Annotated in this window: 22 protein-coding genes; 9 read left to right on the top strand and 13 right to left on the bottom strand. The window is 67.1% G+C overall.

Annotation, left to right across the window (positions count from 1 at the left end; translation table 11 throughout):
* Positions 1–11: 11 nt before the first annotated feature.
* Positions 12–875 carry an AfsR/SARP family transcriptional regulator gene (locus IG65_RS0116620; protein WP_081879522.1) on the bottom strand — a complete coding sequence of 288 codons (864 nt, stop codon included), beginning with the start codon at positions 873–875 and terminating at the stop codon, positions 12–14.
* A 270-nt stretch (positions 876–1,145) separates the two neighbouring features.
* Positions 1,146–2,078 carry an alpha/beta hydrolase gene (locus tag IG65_RS0116615; RefSeq protein WP_051756248.1) on the bottom strand — a complete coding sequence of 311 codons (933 nt, stop codon included), beginning with the start codon at positions 2,076–2,078 and terminating at the stop codon, positions 1,146–1,148.
* 489 nt (positions 2,079–2,567) lie between these two features.
* Between IG65_RS0116615 and IG65_RS0116610 the strand changes: the two genes are divergently transcribed.
* A complete protein-coding gene (locus IG65_RS0116610; protein ID WP_030515834.1) occupies positions 2,568–3,380 on the top strand; it encodes a DUF2382 domain-containing protein in 813 nt (270 codons plus the stop codon).
* Between the two features lie 56 nt (positions 3,381–3,436).
* On the opposite strand, the gene IG65_RS0116605 is transcribed toward IG65_RS0116610, so the two are convergent.
* Positions 3,437–4,126: a class I SAM-dependent methyltransferase gene (locus tag IG65_RS0116605; RefSeq protein ID WP_030515833.1), complete on the bottom strand. Its 690-nt coding sequence runs from the start codon at positions 4,124–4,126 to the stop codon at positions 3,437–3,439.
* Between the two features lie 160 nt (positions 4,127–4,286).
* Here IG65_RS0116605 and hpnE point away from each other — a divergent pair, with 160 nt between their 5' ends.
* Positions 4,287–5,705 carry a hydroxysqualene dehydroxylase HpnE gene (hpnE, locus tag IG65_RS0116600; protein WP_063833624.1) on the top strand — a complete coding sequence of 473 codons (1,419 nt, stop codon included), beginning with the start codon at positions 4,287–4,289 and terminating at the stop codon, positions 5,703–5,705.
* 27 nt (positions 5,706–5,732) lie between these two features.
* On the opposite strand, the gene IG65_RS37790 is transcribed toward hpnE, so the two are convergent.
* The 3 genes from IG65_RS37790 to IG65_RS0116585 all read right to left on the bottom strand — a co-directional run bounded on the left by IG65_RS37790 (position 5,733) and on the right by IG65_RS0116585 (position 7,076).
* Positions 5,733–5,906: a hypothetical protein gene (locus tag IG65_RS37790; protein WP_156055655.1), complete on the bottom strand. Its 174-nt coding sequence runs from the start codon at positions 5,904–5,906 to the stop codon at positions 5,733–5,735.
* A 201-nt stretch (positions 5,907–6,107) separates the two neighbouring features.
* The gene (locus IG65_RS0116590; protein WP_030515831.1) at positions 6,108–6,557 is read right to left on the bottom strand and encodes a carboxymuconolactone decarboxylase family protein; all 450 of its coding nucleotides are present in this window, start codon (positions 6,555–6,557) and stop codon (positions 6,108–6,110) included.
* A 111-nt stretch (positions 6,558–6,668) separates the two neighbouring features.
* A complete protein-coding gene (locus IG65_RS0116585) occupies positions 6,669–7,076 on the bottom strand; it encodes a VOC family protein (protein WP_051756244.1) in 408 nt (135 codons plus the stop codon).
* Between the two features lie 17 nt (positions 7,077–7,093).
* Here IG65_RS0116585 and IG65_RS36480 point away from each other — a divergent pair, with 17 nt between their 5' ends.
* Complete coding sequence (locus tag IG65_RS36480) at positions 7,094–7,669, top strand: MarR family winged helix-turn-helix transcriptional regulator (RefSeq protein WP_156055654.1); 576 nt, start codon at positions 7,094–7,096, stop codon at positions 7,667–7,669.
* 39 nt (positions 7,670–7,708) lie between these two features.
* Here the strand turns inward: IG65_RS36480 and IG65_RS0116570 are convergent, their stop codons facing one another.
* The 4 genes from IG65_RS0116570 to IG65_RS0116555 form a co-directional block, all read right to left on the bottom strand.
* On the bottom strand, positions 7,709–8,479 hold the full coding sequence (locus tag IG65_RS0116570; RefSeq protein WP_030515827.1) for a trans-aconitate 2-methyltransferase: 771 nt from the start codon (positions 8,477–8,479) through the stop codon (positions 7,709–7,711).
* Positions 8,480–8,816: 337 nt separating this feature from the next.
* Complete coding sequence (locus IG65_RS0116565) at positions 8,817–9,941, bottom strand: GNAT family N-acetyltransferase (protein WP_369801553.1); 1,125 nt, start codon at positions 9,939–9,941, stop codon at positions 8,817–8,819.
* A 174-nt stretch (positions 9,942–10,115) separates the two neighbouring features.
* Positions 10,116–10,433: a DUF222 domain-containing protein gene (locus IG65_RS0116560; RefSeq protein ID WP_030515825.1), complete on the bottom strand. Its 318-nt coding sequence runs from the start codon at positions 10,431–10,433 to the stop codon at positions 10,116–10,118.
* Between the two features lie 201 nt (positions 10,434–10,634).
* Positions 10,635–11,033 (bottom strand): DUF4870 domain-containing protein, encoded by a 399-nt coding sequence (locus tag IG65_RS0116555; RefSeq protein WP_030515824.1) that lies wholly within the window; start codon positions 11,031–11,033, stop codon positions 10,635–10,637.
* An 82-nt stretch (positions 11,034–11,115) separates the two neighbouring features.
* Here IG65_RS0116555 and IG65_RS0116550 point away from each other — a divergent pair, with 82 nt between their 5' ends.
* Complete coding sequence (locus IG65_RS0116550; RefSeq protein WP_231509249.1) at positions 11,116–11,514, top strand: PEP-utilizing enzyme; 399 nt, start codon at positions 11,116–11,118, stop codon at positions 11,512–11,514.
* Positions 11,515–11,654: 140 nt separating this feature from the next.
* Entirely contained in the window at positions 11,655–12,194 is a 540-nt protein-coding gene (locus IG65_RS0116545) for a hypothetical protein (RefSeq protein WP_197039856.1), read from the top strand.
* A 104-nt stretch (positions 12,195–12,298) separates the two neighbouring features.
* Here the strand turns inward: IG65_RS0116545 and IG65_RS36925 are convergent, their stop codons facing one another.
* Together IG65_RS36925 and IG65_RS0116540 are read right to left on the bottom strand one after the other, a co-directional pair.
* Positions 12,299–12,508, bottom strand: a complete 210-nt coding sequence (locus tag IG65_RS36925) for a DUF397 domain-containing protein (protein ID WP_081879520.1) — start codon at positions 12,506–12,508, stop codon at positions 12,299–12,301.
* Positions 12,505–13,386 carry a helix-turn-helix transcriptional regulator gene (locus tag IG65_RS0116540; RefSeq protein ID WP_030515821.1) on the bottom strand — a complete coding sequence of 294 codons (882 nt, stop codon included), beginning with the start codon at positions 13,384–13,386 and terminating at the stop codon, positions 12,505–12,507. Before IG65_RS0116540 ends, IG65_RS36925 begins: the two co-directional genes overlap by 4 nt.
* 193 nt (positions 13,387–13,579) lie before the next feature.
* Between IG65_RS0116540 and IG65_RS0116535 the strand changes: the two genes are divergently transcribed.
* The 3 genes from IG65_RS0116535 to IG65_RS0116525 are packed head-to-tail and all read left to right on the top strand — an operon-like array spanning position 13,580 to position 14,841.
* The gene (locus IG65_RS0116535; RefSeq protein ID WP_030515820.1) at positions 13,580–14,245 is read left to right on the top strand and encodes a hypothetical protein; all 666 of its coding nucleotides are present in this window, start codon (positions 13,580–13,582) and stop codon (positions 14,243–14,245) included.
* A 33-nt stretch (positions 14,246–14,278) separates the two neighbouring features.
* Complete coding sequence (locus IG65_RS0116530; RefSeq protein ID WP_030515819.1) at positions 14,279–14,524, top strand: hypothetical protein; 246 nt, start codon at positions 14,279–14,281, stop codon at positions 14,522–14,524.
* Positions 14,521–14,841: a hypothetical protein gene (locus tag IG65_RS0116525; protein WP_030515818.1), complete on the top strand. Its 321-nt coding sequence runs from the start codon at positions 14,521–14,523 to the stop codon at positions 14,839–14,841. Before IG65_RS0116530 ends, IG65_RS0116525 begins: the two co-directional genes overlap by 4 nt.
* A gap of 346 nt (positions 14,842–15,187) precedes the next feature.
* Here the strand turns inward: IG65_RS0116525 and IG65_RS0116520 are convergent, their stop codons facing one another.
* Positions 15,188–15,799, bottom strand: a complete 612-nt coding sequence (locus tag IG65_RS0116520) for a TetR/AcrR family transcriptional regulator (RefSeq protein ID WP_030515817.1) — start codon at positions 15,797–15,799, stop codon at positions 15,188–15,190.
* Between the two features lie 102 nt (positions 15,800–15,901).
* Between IG65_RS0116520 and IG65_RS0116515 the strand changes: the two genes are divergently transcribed.
* Positions 15,902–17,488 (top strand): MFS transporter, encoded by a 1,587-nt coding sequence (locus IG65_RS0116515; RefSeq protein WP_051756236.1) that lies wholly within the window; start codon positions 15,902–15,904, stop codon positions 17,486–17,488.
* Positions 17,489–17,500: the final 12 nt, after the last annotated feature.

Below are 17,500 nucleotides of genomic sequence, written 5' to 3'. Positions count from 1 at the left end.
GAGCGGCCGGATCAGGCGGGCGTCGCGGAACGTTGCGCGCCCGCCTGCCAGCCGATCAGATATCCGGCATGGCGGCGCTCCAGCATCAGGGTCACCGATTCGTCGGAGGCGTTGAGAATGTCGCTGTGTAATCGGCGTAATTTCACACAGGGATCCAGGCCGAGTTCCCGCTGCAGTGAACGGGCGAATTCATGGTAGGACTCGAGAGCGCGATGCCGCCGGCCGGAACGGCACAGCGCGTACATGTAGTAGGCCTGCAGCCGCTCGTGCAGGGGCTGTTCCGCGGTCAGTCGTGCCAGGTCGGGGCAGACCTCGCGGAAGCGGCCCAGCCGCAACTGCGCCTCGATTCGCAGCTCGAGGTCGGTCAGCCGCACTTGTTCCAGATGCGACAGCTCGGCCGACAACGGCAGGCCGCTTTCCACGTCCAGCAGCGCCGGACCGGTCCACAGTGCTTCGGCAGCCGTGAACAAATCCACCGCGCGCATGTCGTCACCGGCATTCAGCGCGCAGCGGGCGGCGTCGGTCATCGTGCGATAGTCCCGCAAATCCAGGACACAGTCCTGGGCGTCGAACATATATCCCTTGCTCCAGGTGCGGAGATATCGGTCCGCGATCTCGCCCTGGTCTACATCCAGATATTGCGCCATTTTCTTCCGGATCCCCAGAACATAGGTTTGCACGACCGTTATCGCGCTGCGCGGCGGATCGTCGTTCCACAGCTCTTCGATCAGTGTCGTGACCGGAACCACCGTCGAATGCCGAATCAACAACAAGGCCAGCAATTGCCGCTGCTTCTGTGCGGTCGGCGTCGCATTGCGATTGTCGAGGGCGAGAGTCAAAGGGCCCAGAACGCGGGCATACACAGGATTCGACACGTAGCGTCCCCTTGTAGCATGAATTGCTGTGCGGTGAGCGTGAAATCGTACGTCGCTGTAGACCGTTTCAGAGTACCGAGGGCATTGTGGCGAGACCGTAAACCCACTGTGATCATACCGTTAACGCCTTACGGCTGTCTTGTTCTCGCATATGTTTTCGCAGGTGAAGAATAGTTTGGACGCTCGACCGGGTGGTCGCGCGGCCGGTCGTCGGAACCGATTGCCGCCGAGCGCAATCCGGGCCGGGCCGCAGCGGTCCGCCGGTTCCGGTCAGGCTCCGGTGAGGGGCTCGGCGAGGTGTTCGGCGAAGGCCGCCGCGGCGGCGGCCGGATAGTCGGTGGTGCCGTCGACGTAGTCGCCGGTCCAACCGGTGGCGAGGTGCTGGAGTGCTGCCACGTTTGCCGGTTGCGGGGTCCCGCAGAGCAATTCGCCCAGCGGATCGCTCGAGGTTGCTTCGGCGTCGGTATGTTCGCCGGTGCTGAGGCGCACCCCGAGGAAGGGGCGATGCAGATGTGCCTGCAGTGCGGTGGTTCCGCTGCCGAAGTTGTTGCACAGCGCGGGCGGACCGGAGACGGTCAGGACGGGCAGGTCGGTGGCGGCGAGGTCGTCGAGTGCGACATCGGTATCGGCGCCGAGGAAGGATTTCACCGGGTCCAGCAGGACGAGCCCGCGCAGCTTCGCCCATGCGGCCGGAGAGGAGGTGTGCAGGCGGTGGGCGACGTATTCGACGGCTTCGGCGCCGGCGGAATGACCGATGAACACGAACGAGCGCGGTAGCGCGGGCAACCCGACTCCGGCGCGGATCGCCGAGGTGGCGAGGGGCCCGGTGGGATCGTCGGCGGTGGCGAACAGCCGGGCCACCTGATCCAGGAACGCGGTGTTGTCGCCGAGGTTCTGCAGGGTGCAGCCGTCGAGGTTCACGAACGGCAGGCTGGGGGAGAAGACGAGATACCCAGCGGCGGACAGCGTTTCGGCGAGTGCGGCGACGTTGCCTTCGGTGCGCGCGAAGCCGTGCTGCAGCCAGACCAGGCCGCGGGGCGTACCCGCGGGCCGATACCACGCGACGTCCTGATGCAGGGTCGTCGCCGCACAGGGCAGATCCACCGTGCCCGGCAGCGGTGGCCCCGCGGCGGCGGGAGCGAATGCGGCGGCCGCGACACACGCGGCGGCGAGGACGGTCAGGGTCGAAGCTCGCAGCCTCATCGCAACTCCACACTGCACAATCGGTATCCCGGTGATGACGCCACCCGGACACCGATCAGTATTCGCCACCGAGACGCGGGGCGGAGGCGCTTCGTACGGCACGTGATACTCGCATCCCCCGAGTGCCGGTAGCTGGTCGATCACCGAAGCGGGAAAAGTGGGCTCGGGCCTGCCGAGTGGCCCCTCCCGACGCGGGGACCGGCATCCGATCGCCGACGATGCGATCGCCGGGTGGTCGAACGAATTCGACCGCGCCCCAGGTCGGATCAGGCGGCGAGGGGTATGTTGCCGGATGCCTCAGGCTCGCGAACGACGCCTGCGAGCTGGCTCGAATCGCATTCCATGCAAGTCCAGCGGGTTTCGCTGAAAGATTGCCGGGTACCTGCCGACGTGTAGCCGATCATGCTGGGCTGCCGGGGGGCGACAGCCGGTCACACCGGCGTATTCCCCGATGAATCCATCCCATCCGTACCGAGGAGGAGAGCAACCATGACCGGACAGCTCGACACTCTGATGGACAGCACCGTGTACGACTCGCACGACGACAAGATCGGCAAGGTCAAAAACATCTACGTCAACAACGAAACCGGTTCGCCGACCTGGGCATCGGTGTCCACCGGCCTGTTCCGCCACGATTCGCTGGTTCCGCTGGTCGGGGCACAGCACAATCCGCAGTCCGACGCGCTGCGGGTGAATGTGGACAAGGAAATGGTCAAATCCGCGCCCGCTGTGGAACAGGACGGGCACATCAGCCGGGAAGGCGAGGAACAACTGTTCCGCCACTACCACGTCGACCCGAACCACTCCGGCTGGGATGCCTACGGCCGTGCCGTGCGCGACGACGGGCAGGGGATGGCGCGTCCCGATGCCGGCCCGACCGGACGCCACGCGGCCACCGATCCCACCGGCGACCAGGGCCTGGTCCGCTCCGAGGAACGCTTGAACGTCGACACCCAGCGCGAGGCGGTCGGCACCGCACGCCTGCGCAAGTACGTCGTCACCGAGGATCAGAGCGTCACGGTGCCGACCAGCCACGAAGAGGTTCGCGTGGAGCGCGAACCGGTCACCGACGCCGGCGCGTACGGGCAGACCTCCCTGGGCGACGAGGAGCAGGAGGTCACCCTGCACCGCGACCGGGTGACCGTGGACAAGGAGACCGTGCCGGTCGAACGCGTGCGCCTGGCCGTCGACGATGTCGAGGAACAGGAGACCGTCGGCGACACCGTGCGCAAGGAGCGCATCGACACCGAGGGCACCGATCCCGGGCGCTACGAGGATCGCCGCTACCCGGACGAACGCTGATCGTGATGATGTGAGCCGGGCCCGGCCCTATCGCCCGGGGGTATCCGACGACGCCGTCAGGCCAGAGCCAGGTGGGCTTGCAGCAACCACGCGGGGACCGAGCTGCGGCCGCCGGGCTCGTCGCGTACATCCTCGAACCGCACCGGTGCGTCGCGGGGGAGATCGTTGCCGTGGATGCGAGCCGGGCGGATGTCGTCGATGACCCAGTGCTTCGAAACCGCTTCGCGCAGTTCCTCTTCGGTCACCGGATTGGGGCCGAATCCCTCGGGCGAGACCGGCAACGCCTTGCGGTCGAAGACGAGCACGAAGTAGGACGCACCCGGAGCCGCCGCCCGAACGATCGACCGCTGATACCCGTCCCGCTGGTCGACCGGAATCGAGTGGAAGAGGGTGCTGTCGACGATGGTGCCGAACCTGCCGTCGTACCCGGTGAACGAGGTGATGTCGGCGACCTCGTAGGTGGCGGTGGTCAGTCCGCGCCGTTCGGCCTCGGTGCGGGCCAGCTCGATGGCGGTCGGGGCGGAGTCCAGCCCAACCGTCGTGAAGCCGCGCTCGGCCAGATACAGCGAGATCGCGGCCTCGCCGCAGCCGACGTCGAGGACGTCGCCGTGGAATTTCCCTTGGTCGGCAAGCGCTTTCAGCTCGGGCTGCGGCTCGCCGATACTCCAGGGCGGTTTGGCGCCCGAGAACGGGCCGCCCTCGCCCTGGTACGCGTTCTCGAATGTGAAATCGCTCGGTGTGGTCATGATGTCCTCCGCATCGGTCGGGGCTATCAGACAAAGGTGGAGCTCATTCGATGCTACGGCCGCGTCTCTTGCCGGGAGCGCGGGCGGTGGGAGTGCGCACCTTCCGGGGCGTGCCTCTGTCGACCGGGCGTGCGACGCCCGTTCCTCGTAGCATGAGCGGATGAGTGAAATAGATGATCAATCTCTCGTCGACCGAGGCGCGTCGCACGTCGCGGTGGTGGGCGCGGGGCTGGCGGGGCTGTCGGTCGCGGTGTGGCTGGCCGAGCAAGGGTTCGACATCACCCTCGTGGAGAAGCGGGGCCGGCTCGGTGGGCGCACCTTCTCCTTCGACGCCGCCGAGGTCGGCGAGCTGGTCGACAACGGCCAGCATCTGTTCGCCGGTTGTTACGACGCCCTGCTGCGCTACGTCGACACCATCGGCACCGCCGACAAGTTGCGCTGGGACGCACCGCCTTTCGCGATTCGCACCGGCCCGGGCCGGCTGCTCACCGCACGAGGACCGCGCTGGATGCCGGCCCTGATCCGCAACACCGCGGGGCTGGCGTGGATGGTCTGGCCGCCGATTCCGCTGCGCGACCGACTTCCGGCGCTGCGCAGTTGGTTGCGGATCGGCGCCGCGGCGTGGGATCCCTCGCCGGAGCTGGACCGGATGACCGCAGACCGATGGTTCCGGGAGATCGGCGTTCCGCATTCGCTGCGACGGTTGAGCCTGGACCAGCTGGTGATCGGCCTGCTGAACGAAAAGCCGGACCGGGTGTCGGCTTTCACCTACGCGCAGGCGCTGCACTTCATCGGACGGCGGGCGCTGGCGGGCAATCTCCGCGCGGGCGACGCGGTGTGGCCCCGGGTGAGCCTGCACGAACTGTTCGTCGCTCCGGCCGAACGGTATCTGCGCGAGCGCGGTGCGCGGATCGTGACCAGGGCACAGTTGGTGGATGTGGAACTCGACGCCGGCGCGGATGCGGATCGGCTGACCGGACTGCGTCTCGCCGACGGGCAGCGAATAGACTGTGACGCAGCAGTTCTCACCCTGCCGCCGTGGTCGCTGACCACTCTGCTGGACCGCAGCGCGCTCGGCAGCATCGACTTCTTCGCACCCGCGCGCAAGATCGAGCCCGCGCCGATCTCGAGCGTTTACGTCTGGTTGGACAGTCCGCTACGGATGGTGCGGCTGGCCGAGAATCTGCGCGACACCACCATCGAGTGGGTCTTCGACACCAGCGGAATGCACGACGGCGATCACCGCGACGGCTACTGCTATTCGCTGGCGGTCAGCGCGTCCTGGGAGGCGGTGCACCTGCCCGGGGAGGCGTTCGTCGCGGCCGCGCTCGAATCGCTGCGCACCCACTATCCGGAGGCGCGGACCGCGAAGGTGCTGCGCACCAAAGTGATTCACCAACCGCAGGCGACCTTCTCCGCGCATCCCGGCTTCGAATCCCTGCGCCTGGACCAGACCACGCCGGTGCGTGGCCTGTTCCTCGCCGGTGACTGGACCCGCACCGAACTGCCCTCCACCATGGAATCCGCCGCCGAGAGCGCCCGGCGTGCTGTGGACGCGGTCCGCGGATACCTGACTTAGTGGCGCTCGGCGAAACGAGCAGCGGCGCTAGCCGCCGTAGAGTCGAGTGAAATCCTGGGCCGGGTCCACCGCGGGCACGGTGTGGCTCGACGAACTCCCGTCGACATCGGTCTCCTCGACGTAGTAGGCGGGTTCGGCGGGCAGGCGGCGCCACCGGGCGCGTGGATCATCGACCTGCTCTTGGTGACTGTTCGACGACATGATGTCCCCCTTCCGGGATCGTCTCACCCCATGCTACCGAGGTTGGATGTCCGGTGTGGCATGCGTTGCGGCAGAAGTCATTCGGCGCAGACGACCCGCTGATGCCGCGACCCGGCACGTACTCGGGCGAACGCCACGACGGCTGCGCCCGGCTGGTGGTCGAGCAGGCGATCGATCCGTACGGACGATGCCCGTCCGCCTTCACCAGGTCTTGCCGGCCTGCTCCCGGATCGTGTGGTTGATCCGGTTGAAGAAGTTGGTGATCGCGATGTTCAGGATGATCGCGAACATCTGCTTCTCGTCGAAGTGGTCGGCGGCCGCGTCCCAGATCTCGTCGGTCACTCCGGGCGAGCCGTCCTGGATCCGGGTGGCGGCCTCGGTCAGCGCGAGCGCTGCCCGTTCCTCCTCGGTGAAGAACGGGGTCTCGCGCCAGGTGACTACGCTGTGCAGCCGCTGCTCGGTCTCCCCGAGCTTCCTCGCCGACTCGACGCCCGCGAACACGCACGGGCTGCAGCCGTTGATCTGGCTGGCCCGCAGGTGGACCAGCTCGAGCACGAGTGGATCGACGCCACCGGCGTGAATTGCCTTGTGCAGATGCTGGATTCCGGTGAGCAAGTCGGGATTCGCCACGCTCTTCATGCGTGCTTCCATGGTTGTGTCCTTCGTCGGTTGTGTGCGCCCATCCGGGCCGGTCATCTACCGCCGGCGTGCCCGCCTCGGCCTGATGGACGGGCAGCTGGGCGAGACGGATACGGCGTGGCGCTACGGTGTGGCCGCCGGACGGGGGCTCAGGCAGAACGGTTGGCCGTCGGGATCGAGCAGCACTTGCCAGCGGTCGGCGCCGGGTTGGAAGTCGGGTCGACTGGCTCCTCGCGCGCACAACCTTTCGGTTGCCGCCTCGAGGTCGTCGACCTGCAGGTCGAGGTGAAAGCGTTTGGCGCCGGCCTCATCCGGCCACTGCGCGGGCCGGAATCCCTCGACCTTGCCGAAGCCGATCGTGACGCCGTCGCCTTCGACCATCCCGTAACTGTCGTCGCTGTAGGTGACCTCCCAGCCGAGCGCGGCCGCATAGAAGCGCGCCAGCCCGGCCGGATCGGCGCTGTCGATATTGACCATCGACAGCGTCGCCGTCGAGTGCTCGGATTTCGCAGTGGAATATGTGTGACGCATGCATATAAACTAGGACCGTGACGCAAACCCAGTCAAGCCTTCACCATGCAGCCAACGTTCTGGGCGCCTTGAGTCTCGTCGTCGCCGACGGGATGAACACTGCCGTCGAAGCGGTCGCGGCGCTCGGCCCGTCGGCCCCCGCCGCCCTTGCCGCGATGCATCAGTTCCTCGACGGCGGATCGGTCACGCAGCTGAGTTCCGTTCTCGGCCTGTCTCACTCGGGCACGGTGCGCCTTGTCGACCGCCTCGTCGCCGAAGGCCTCGTCGAGCGTGGCGGCGCACAGGATGGACGGGCGGTCTCCGTGGTCCTCACGCGGCATGGCCGGGACATGGCCGCACGGATACTCCGGACGCGCGAGAAGTCGCTGACCAGTGCGCTGTCCGCGTTGTCCGCGGACGAGATCGACAATCTCGCGGCAACGCTGGACACGATGCTGACCACGATGACCCTCGCCAGAGCCGAACAACGCGCAGCCCGCGGCAACGACCGTTCACAACCGTGGCTGTGTCGCCTCTGTGACTTCGACGCCTGCGGCCGAAGCGAAGGTAGCTGCCCGGTCAACAACGCGGTGACGACCGGCGACAAGAGTTGACGCCATGCTGCTGTTCGGCCCGGGGGAGGTGCTCGGCAGCTAATCGCCGGATTTGTGCGCCACGGCGAAGATTCGCCGGAACGGCAACCAGGTCGTCCCGTCGGCGCGCTGGGGGTAGGCCGCGCGCAGAAGTGGGGCGAGCTGGGTGGTGAACCGCGCCCACTCCTCATCGTCGAGGGCGCCGCGCACCGGTCGCAAAGCGGTCCCGGTAACCCACTCGAGGACCGGATCCGCGCCGGTCAGCCGCTGCAGATAGGTGGTCTCCCAGGCGTCGACGGTGCATCCTGCCGCGGTGAGCACCGCGGCGTAGCCGCTCGGGTCGAGGACGTCGCGGGGCTGCAGGATGCCGCTGGATTCCAGGCGTGGCCGCCACTCGTCGCGCGCGGCGAGTTCGCGGATGGCGACATGGGAGGGCGCGTCGAAGTTGCCCGGCACCTGCAATGCCAGCCAGGCCCCGGCCGGCAGCGCCGCCACCCATCGCGGCAGCAGCTCGGTATGCGTCGGCACCCACTGCAGCACCGCGTTGGTCACCACGACGTCGGTATCGGGTGCGGGCTGCCACTCCTCGGCGGAGCGCACTTCGGCGTCGATACCGGATTCCCGTGCGGCCGCGACCATTTCGGGCGAGGAATCGAACGCGTCGATCCGCGCCTTCGGCCACCGCTGAGCGAGCACGCCGGTCAGCTGCCCGGGCCCGCACCCCAGGTCGACCACCCGGCGTGGATTCTCGGCGTCGATGCGCGCGATCAGTTCGAAGAACGGCCGCGAGCGGTGGTCGCCGAAACTGCGGTACTTCTCGGGATCCCACATGAGCTGCTCCCTCGCCGAAGATGCTAAACCGTACGAGCGTCATATTAGCGCCGAGGGGCGGATTCGGCTCGCGGTCATCGTGGCAGTGACTCGGGATCAACCGGGCGGCGAGTCAGCGGCCCGTCCGCAGCGGTGCGAGCGAGTGGGCGAATGTCGACCCCGACAGTGCGTCGTCGCAGACGAGCTGGAGCCGCCCGGCCGTTTCTCGGGATCGGCGCTGTCGCAGTCCATGGAGCAATCCGGTGGGTGTGTCGGGCAAGTCGACTACGCCACGGTCGCGACCGAAACATCCCAGCAGGTGCGCCGGCCCGCCGCCGACGTGGTCGTCTCGCCGGTTTCAGAAGTAGGTGCCGGCGAACGGGGCGGAGGTTGTGGTGAACAGGTTGTCCGCGTCTTCGATTGCGCCGCTGCGGTTTTCGTCGATTCGGCCGGCGAGGGCCAGTTGCTGCCAGGTGGATCCGCCGAGGTAAACCGCGGCGAGGGCGGCCACGTCGGTGGTGAGATCGGCGGGGGCATCGACGCGGGTGACGGCGTCGGCGGTGATCCGGTAGGAGCCGGTGTTGGCGGGCAGGATGTCGTCGGTCACCGCGAGGACCACTGCCGGTGCCTCGCGGTAGCTGCGGCGTTCCAGCGCCGCGGGGACATCGACGAGCCGCAGCCAGGTCTCGTCGTGCACGCCGGCGACGGTGACCACGCGCTCATCGGTGAACAGATGCCGCAGCGGGCTGTCCACCGGCGCGAAGGTCACCACGATCCGGTCCACGATGTCGTGGGTCAGCAGGTGCCGCAGCAGTCCGCGATAGGCCGCGGGCGTGGTGGCCACCCAGTCGTCGACGACGATGGTGCGCTGCGGATTGCGCGGCCAGCCGGTGCTGTCCGACGGGCGGTAGCGCAGGAATCCGTCCTCGGCGCCGGGGTCGCCGTGCACCACCGTCCAGCCGGCGTTGCCTGTGACCAACTCCTGGAAACGCCACCAATACGGCGGCCGGTCGATCGCGCCGTTCCACGAAATATCAGCGGCCGCATAGAGTTTCGCCAGCGTCTCCCAGCGGTTCTCGGCGTCGAGGTAGCGCACCGGCCCGCCCTGGGGGACGGTGTCGCGCAACCGGGCCTGTCGTCGATTCATCTCGAGCGTCGCGTACGAGCCGGCCACACCGTAGCCGAACCGCTCGTAGATGCCGCCCTGGGTGGCGCGCAGACTCGCGACCACTTCACCGCCCTCGGCGATATCGGCGAGCTGACGCCGCAGCAGCGCGCTCACCACACCCCGGCGGGTGTGGGTCGGCAGCACGCCGACGTGTGTGACGGCCGCGTGCGGAAGGCGTTGTCCGCCGGGCACCGCCAGCCAACTGGTGTAGGAGTCGACGGCCCCGACGAGCTGCCCGTCCAGGCGCGCCCCGAGCGTGCGCCCCGGCTCGACCAGTCCGTCGGCGCCGTCCGGCAGCGGCGGCAGCCCGACCATCGCGGTACGGAAGATCTCTCCCGCCGCACGCACATCGTCGGCCGCGGTCAGCGTCGCGAGTTCGACGGCTGCTGTTCCGCCGGTCATTCGTCACCTCCGAGGTCGTGCGCGAGTCACACTTCTCGGACCACGGTAGCGGGCCAGCGCTGTAGCCGTCCCCGGCGATCGAGAGCCTCAGCCTGCGGCTGCGACCGCCCTCCACGCCTTTCTGGCGCGGGAGCGGGCTCGCGGAGCGGCGTATTCGATACGCCGGCGCGCCTCGGAGGCGCTGATTCGCAGGAGATCACTCAACAGCTCCGCTGTGTCCCGGTAGCCGGTGTCGGCGGCAAGGCCGCGGCGCTCGGCCTCGGCGACGGCCGCGACCATGGCCGCACCCAATCGACGCCGGCGGCGTTCGGTTTCGACGAGGGTACGCAGCAGGTCGACATCGGCCAGGTCCGACCAGCTCTGTGCCGGAGCATTCGGTGCCAATGCAGTCGAATGTGTGTTCACGCCGGCTAGCGTAGCGCATGCTCGAACATTTGTTCGAGAATCGGCGGGCATGTCATGTCGGACGGCACCCGCCGGCGTATCGGTGAGCGTCCGTCCGGATGCTCGGGCCGGTGTCGCGCGGACGCCAACGGCCCGAGATGGTCTCGGGCCGTTGGTCTTCGGGCTGTCGCATGTGGCTGTCATGCGGGGGCGACTTCGCCGCTACTTGATCGAGTTGGCCAACCGGTCGGCGTAAGGGGCGGTGAATCGTCCGACGATGGGGAGCGCTGCGCGGACGCCGCCGGTGTTGTTCGCCTGGACCATGGCCATGATCCAGACGACGACCGTGAACACCGCGACGACGAGTCCGGCGAGGCTGAAGAGGATGCCCAGGGCTCCGAGGAGCGAGCCGACGATGCTCAGGACGATATTCAGCACCGATACCGCCCCGAAGAAGACGATCGATTGCGAGGCATGGAATTTCACATCGGGATCGTGCCTTCCGACGAGGAGGAAGATGATTCCGGTGAGCCAGCCCAGCGCGTACGACAAGATCGCGCTGGTCTTCTTGTCCAGGCCGGCGGACTGCGGTTGGTTCGCGGGAGGTTGAGAAAATGTCATGGGGTGAGTAGACGCCGCGCGCGCCTCCTACCGATCCCAACTTTCCCTGCGGACCCGCCGTCAACTGATAGTTGACGGACGCGTGAGCGTCAACCTATGTTTGACGAGTCGAATCGCGGTGGACAGGAGAAACCAGATGTCGGAAGCGCCCATTCTCACCGGCCTTGCGGCCAGTCGTGGTGTTGTCGCCGGCCCGGTCCGGCTGGTGCGCGGTGTCGACGACTTCGACGCGGTGGAGCCGGGCGATGTCATCGTCTGTCGGGTGACAGATCCGTCGTGGACAGCGCTTTTCGGTATTGCCGCCGCGGTGGTGACCGAAACCGGGGGAATTCTGTCCCATGCGGCAATCGTCGCCCGCGAGTTCGGCATTCCAGCCGTGGTGGCGGCCGAGGGAGCGATGGAGACCCTGGCGAATCATCGGAACATCTCGGTCGATGGAACCAAGGGACACGTTCATGCCGTTCGCTCGACCCAGCATTGACGTCGCTTCACCAGGCATGGCTGCTCGATACGAAAGGGAAGTCCGCGATGACGCACGTTTCACGCAGTTCGCTGCTCGCGTTGCACGCAATTCGCCTCGGCGGGTTCGTTGATACGCACGCGGCGGCCGGCCGATACCGAATGCCTGTCGACCTCACCGAGTCGCACGTGCGGGACTTCCGGGAGTGCGGTTGGATCAGCCGCTTCCGTTTCGGGACGGACGCAGGGTGGTCGCTCACCGAGTGTGGACGTGCGCAGAACGAGCGGCAACTCGCCGAGGAGCTTTCCGAGTGTGGGGCGAAAGCGTTGGTGGAAGACGTCTATCGCATGTTTCTCCCGCTCAACGCACGGTTGGTGCAGGCGTGCACCGCCTGGCAACTGACCGTCCTTCCCGATGGCAGCATGCAGGACAACGACCACCAGGACGCACAGCGGGACCGGCCGATCCTTGCCGAATTGGAAAGCCTCGCAAAGGAATTGGTTCCGCTGACGAATACTCTCACCGAACGGCTCGCCCGGTTCGCCGGTTACGACACCCGCTTCGCTGCGGCCCTCTCCCTGGCCGCCGATAATCCCGAGATGGTCACCGGAACCGAACACGACTCGGCCCACCGAGTGTGGTTCGAACTGCACGAAGATCTGATCGCCACCCTCGGAATCGACAGGGCATTACCGTCCTAGACGAGTAAGTCCGAAGCCTCCGCCAATGGTCGAACGCGAGCCAGGAGTTGGTTATTGGTTGTCCTGTGCCGCACTCGGTGCGCGGCTGCTCGAACTCGGTACTGCTACGCCGGTCGCTGGAACTTGCCGTCCTGAATGCCGGCGGTGAAGGCGTCCCATTCGCCGGGGGTGAAGAGAAGCGCTGGGCCGGTGGGGTTTTTGGAGTCGCGTACGGCGACTGTGCCTTCCGTGAGATGTGCAACCTCAACGCAATCCTTGCCGGCTCCGCTGCGGGTGCTCTTGAACCACTTGGCAGTGGATAGGTCGGCACTCACTCTTCGTACTCCTCCGCGATCTTAATCAGCAATGCCCTGGACTCGGACTGATTGAGTGCAGTGCGTTCGATAGCTGACAAAGCTGTGCGGTACTGCTCGATCTCGTCGTGTTTGTCCAGGTACAGCGCCCCAGTGTAGCCCTCGATATAGATCACGGGCGGCTCTGTGAGGGCGGGGTTCACGTGTTCGGGGAATTCCAGAAGTACGAATGGCCCCGCGTCGAGTCCGATGTGAGCGCCGACTGTCAGCGGGACGATCCTGACCGCGATGTTCGGCAGTCTGCTGAGGTGGGCAATGTGCCGCAACTGGTTGGACATGACGGCGGCGCCCCCGATGTGGTGCCTTAGCGCCGCTTCGCTGAGAGCTGCGTGGAAGCTGAACTGCTCACGCGATTCTTGAAGGCGTTCTTGGCGTTTAATGAGCAGTTCGACGTGGCGTTCGATCTCCTGGTCGGTCAGGCGAGGGACGTAGGCTCGCGAAACGGCACGTCGGTAGTCGGCAGTCTGCATCAAACCGGGCAGAAGCGTCGGCTGAAACGATGTGATGCGCCGCGCGGCTTGTTCGAGTCCGATGAAGAGGTCCACATTGGCGAAAATCGCATCGCTGTACGACTGCCACCAACCAGTTTTGCGGGCCTCATCTGCCAACCACAGCAGCGCGCGCCGATCTTCGTCGCTGGCGTCATAGGTATCGCACAGCGCCCGGATGACCATCTTCTTGACCTGGCCTATTTGGCCATTTTCCAAGCGCCACAGCGTTTGTGAGCTCATCTCGGCGAGTTTCGCCGCCTTGTCTCTGGTCAGGTTCGCATGTTGGCGCAGCTCGGTCAGTCGCCGGGCCAGCAACCGTCGCGGGAGTGTGGTCGTGTGTTCTGCCATCGCGATCACTTTCGTCAGTGAAGCTGCGGAGCCTTCCAGTTGATCTGGAAGGATTCTATCTGACCTCAATTGTTCTGTTATGTCTCCACTTTCGCGGCGAACGGTGGTGTACTCGGTGTGTGCCGAGCGGGAGGGCGGCCGACCTCGCAATCCGTAAGCACCTCAACCACATCCCCGTCTTCGGAAGCCGAACATGTCGAAATTTCCCATGCTCGAACCGCCGGACACGCAGCCGGACACCCTTGGCGCTCGACGAAATAGTAAGCGCCCCAAAGCTATCGGAATACTTCGACCCAGCCTGTCCGGTGCGGAAACATCGCGGCATGCGCTCGCGATCGAACGCCATGCCGAGCGGCTGGGGTATGACTACGTCTACACCGTGCGGCCACCGGAGGTTCGGCCGGACCCCGTCGGTTACGGTCTGGCGATCGCCCTCGGTATCGACGCCGCCGCGGTCGTGGTCTACGACTTGACCACCGTCGATCACAGTCCGGCGCGGGTGTGTGATTGGTGCGACCTCGAAACGGTGTGCCCACCCGAGACGTGGGCGCGCAGCCCGATCGCACCGGAGCACGCTGGCCCACCACACCCGCTGACCGAGTCGATCGCATGGCGAATCATGCAGCAGCACAAAGGGTGTAGCGCCCACCGGTGTCCCCGCAAAGCCGCCGCCTTCGGGTTTCTCGTGCGTGCCGGAAAGGTTGTTCCTCCGGCTCGCACGCTGCGCGAGCGTGCCGCGGCGCGCGGCATCCGGCTCGACCCGATCGGCAGCGAGCTGCCGGTGGCGACGGGCGCGGACCTCGGCACCCTACTGAGCGTGCTGGACGGGCTGGTCGCCGATATGCGGGAACAGGGGTAGGCGGTGCCGAACCACAGGACCAGACGTACCGAGGTGAACGGCCTGGAAGCGGTGTGGACGATGAGGAAGACCCGTCATATCGAGATCAGCCAGGCGCGCGACACGACCACCGGCGAGGTGATCGAGTTCGCGCCGGGCACCGATCTCGCCGCCGCACGGGAACAGACGTCGCGCCACTGGGCTGCCGTCTGGGATGGCGTCGCCCACCAGATGTGGACCGAATGGGTACCGGGCCAGCGCAATTCGCAGCCGACGCCCACGACCCGGTCGCTCGAATGAGCGCGGAGCCGGACAAGTCGAAGTGGCCCAGGGTAATCGGATACGTTCGCTCCGATCTGGCGGGCGATCGGCGAACCGAGATCGAAGCCGCGATTCACCGGCGCGCGGTCGAGGCGGGCTACCGCCTGATGGGCATCCTCGCCGACATACCGGTACGCGATCTGCTTCCCGCGCTGCGCCGGGTCGACGCGATCGCGGTCATCACCCACGACGTCGGGCATGTCGGCGGCAGCCCGAGATCGGTGTGCGGGTTCGCCGCGCTCGTCACGGTCGAGCCCGCTGATATGTGGTCCTGGGGATACCAGCCGGACTGGTAGTGCCGTCCGGAACGCTCGTCGCGGTGACGTGCTTGCGGTGGCGGCCGCTTCGGTGACTGCCGGGGCCGACAGTCCGCACACCCCGAATTTTTCGTGCAAACCTCGACGGAATTGCGCGAAAACCGCCGAAACCGGCGAGGTTTGCACGATCCGTTCGGCCGTCAAAGGCTGTGCGCGTCGATCCGGGGAACCGACACCGGCGAGAACGAGGACGACCGAGCCGGATTCCATTCACTCCGATCCGGATCCGCGACGCGCACGGCAGGCGTTGTTACCGTCGCGGCCGGCGGCGGCGTGCCGGGACCCGTGTTTTACTGACGCGAAACCGCCTCGCACGCAGATCTTTTCAGCGGTGATCGCGCTCGCATGCGGCGAGAAAATCGTCGACGATGCGGGCGCAGTCGTCGCGCCCGGCGCGGCCGATGCCGGTGAGCCGCACGAAGACGATCGGCCCGACGAGCTGCGCCAGCACCGCCGTGAGATCCCGGTCGCCGAGCAGTGCGCGCGCCTGCGGGTCGTCGAACAGTTCGTCGAACGGGCGGCGATAGGTGTCGATCAGATGAGTGCGCAGCGAACCGGCCCGCACGCCCTCGCCGTGCGCCTGCGCGTCCCCGGTCGCCAGCCACGCCAGCGTGGTCAGATGCAGCGGGACGTCGTTGATCGCCGCGGCCTGCCGGGTGAGCAGTTCGATCAGCCGCTCGCGCAGGGGACCCGCGTCCGGGATCTCGACCACCGGCGGCATCAGCTCTTCCAACGTCGCGGTACGCAACTGTGCCACCGTGTCGAAATGCCGGTACAGCGTGGTGCGCGCGACGCCCGAACGCCGCGTCACCGCATCGATGGTGACCGCGTCGAGTCCGCCGTCGCGCAACAACTCGGCCGCGGCCGTCAGGAGGCGGCGACGCGAGCGCGCCTTGCGCGGATCGTCCTCGGATCCCATCCCGGCAGTCGATGTCATGGTCTCAGGATTCCTCCTCGGCAAGATCGGCGGCCGCACGGGCCAGAAACGATACTGCGAGTAGCATAGCGAAACTGAAAGTATCGTTTCTCGGGAGGCGCGATGAACGCAACCAAGACCGAGCTCGTTCCCGGGCGCACCCGATGGGTGATCGTGGTGTCCTGCCTGGCCGTCGCGCTGGTCGTCGCGTCGATGGCCGCGCTCTACACCGCCCTGCCGCAGATCGCCTCGGCGACCGGTGCCACGCAGTCCCAATTGACCTGGATCATCGACGGTTACACCCTGGCGCTGGCATGTCTGGTACTGCCGGCCGGCGCTCTGGGCGACCGCTACGGCCGCCGCATCGTCATGATCATCGGGCTGGCAGTGTTCGCGATCGCCTCCGCGATCCCGCTGGTGGTCCACGGCCCGGAATGGCTGATCGGCTCGCGCGCGATCGCCGGAGTGGGTGCGGCACTGGTGATGCCGTCGACGCTGTCGCTGCTCACCTCCGGGGTGGAACCGGATCGCCGCAATGTCGCGGTCGGTATCTGGGCGGGAACGGTCGGCGGCGGCGCGGTCATCGGCATCCTGGGTTCCGGAGTGCTGCTGTGGCGCTGGTCGTGGCTGTCGATCATGCTCGCGATGGCGATCTCGGGTGCGATTCTGGCGATCGCGGCGTGCACCGTTCCCGAATCGCAGGACGGCGAGCGCGCGCGCTTCGATCCCTGGGGAGCGGTGAGCGGAGCGGGCGCGGTGGGCCTGATCGTGATCGCGGCGCTCGAGGCCCCGCAACGCGGCTGGACCGATCCGATGGTGCTGGGCGCGGTGGCCGCCGGGCTGGCGGTCGGCGCGGCCTTCGCGGTGATCGAATTGCGTGCCCAGCACCCGCTTCTGGATGTGCGGCTGTTCGCCGGGCGGGGTTTCGGCGCCGGGACGCTGTCGGTGGCGGTGCAGTTCCTGGTCTCGTTCGGGCTGTTCATGGTGATCGTGCAGTTCTTCCAATTGATCCTGGGCTATTCGCCGCTGCTGTCGGCGGTCGCGATGGCGCCGATGATCGTGCCGATGGTGGCGCTGTCGGTGATCGCGCCGTGGCTGGCGCAGCGATTCGGACTGCGGCTGCCCACCACGGTCGGTCTGGTCGTCGTCGGGATCGGCCTGTTGTGCCTGTCGCGGTTGACGTCCGCGAGCACGTTCGTGGATGTGCTGTGGCCGTTGCTGATCATGAGCACCGGCCTCGGCCTGGCCGCGGCGCCGGCCACCGCGGCGATCGTGGACGGGGCGCCGGCGGACAAACAGGGGGTGGCGGCCGCGGTGAACGACGCCGCTCGCGAGATGGGCGCCGCGCTGGGGATCGCCCTGGCCGGCAGCGTGCTGGCGGCCGGTTACAGCCACCGCATCGCCGAGATCGCCGACCGGATTCCCGAACCGATCCGCGGGCCCGTCACCGGCTCGCTCGCGGGCGCGCTGGCGGTGACCGAACGCATCGGCCCGCAGGCGAAACCGCTTGCGGACCAAGCGAAATCCGCCTTCGCGCACGGTTTGCACCAGGCCACCCTCGTGCTCGGAGTGGTGACACTGGTGATCGCGGTGATCCTCGGAGTGTGGGCGCCCTCTCGCGTGCGATCCGGTGCCGAATCGGAGGGAGCCGAAACGGCCGGGTCCGAATCCGCCGGCGCCGAATCGGCTGCCGGAGCAGGGCGGCGGTGATCCGGTGTGTCG

This window comes from Nocardia sp. NRRL WC-3656, assembly GCF_000720265.1.
Taxonomy (GTDB): Bacteria; Actinomycetota; Actinomycetes; order Mycobacteriales; family Mycobacteriaceae; genus Nocardia; species Nocardia nova.
The sequence above is the reverse complement of the archived record's forward strand: the minus strand, read 5'-3'. Positions and strand labels throughout refer to the sequence as shown.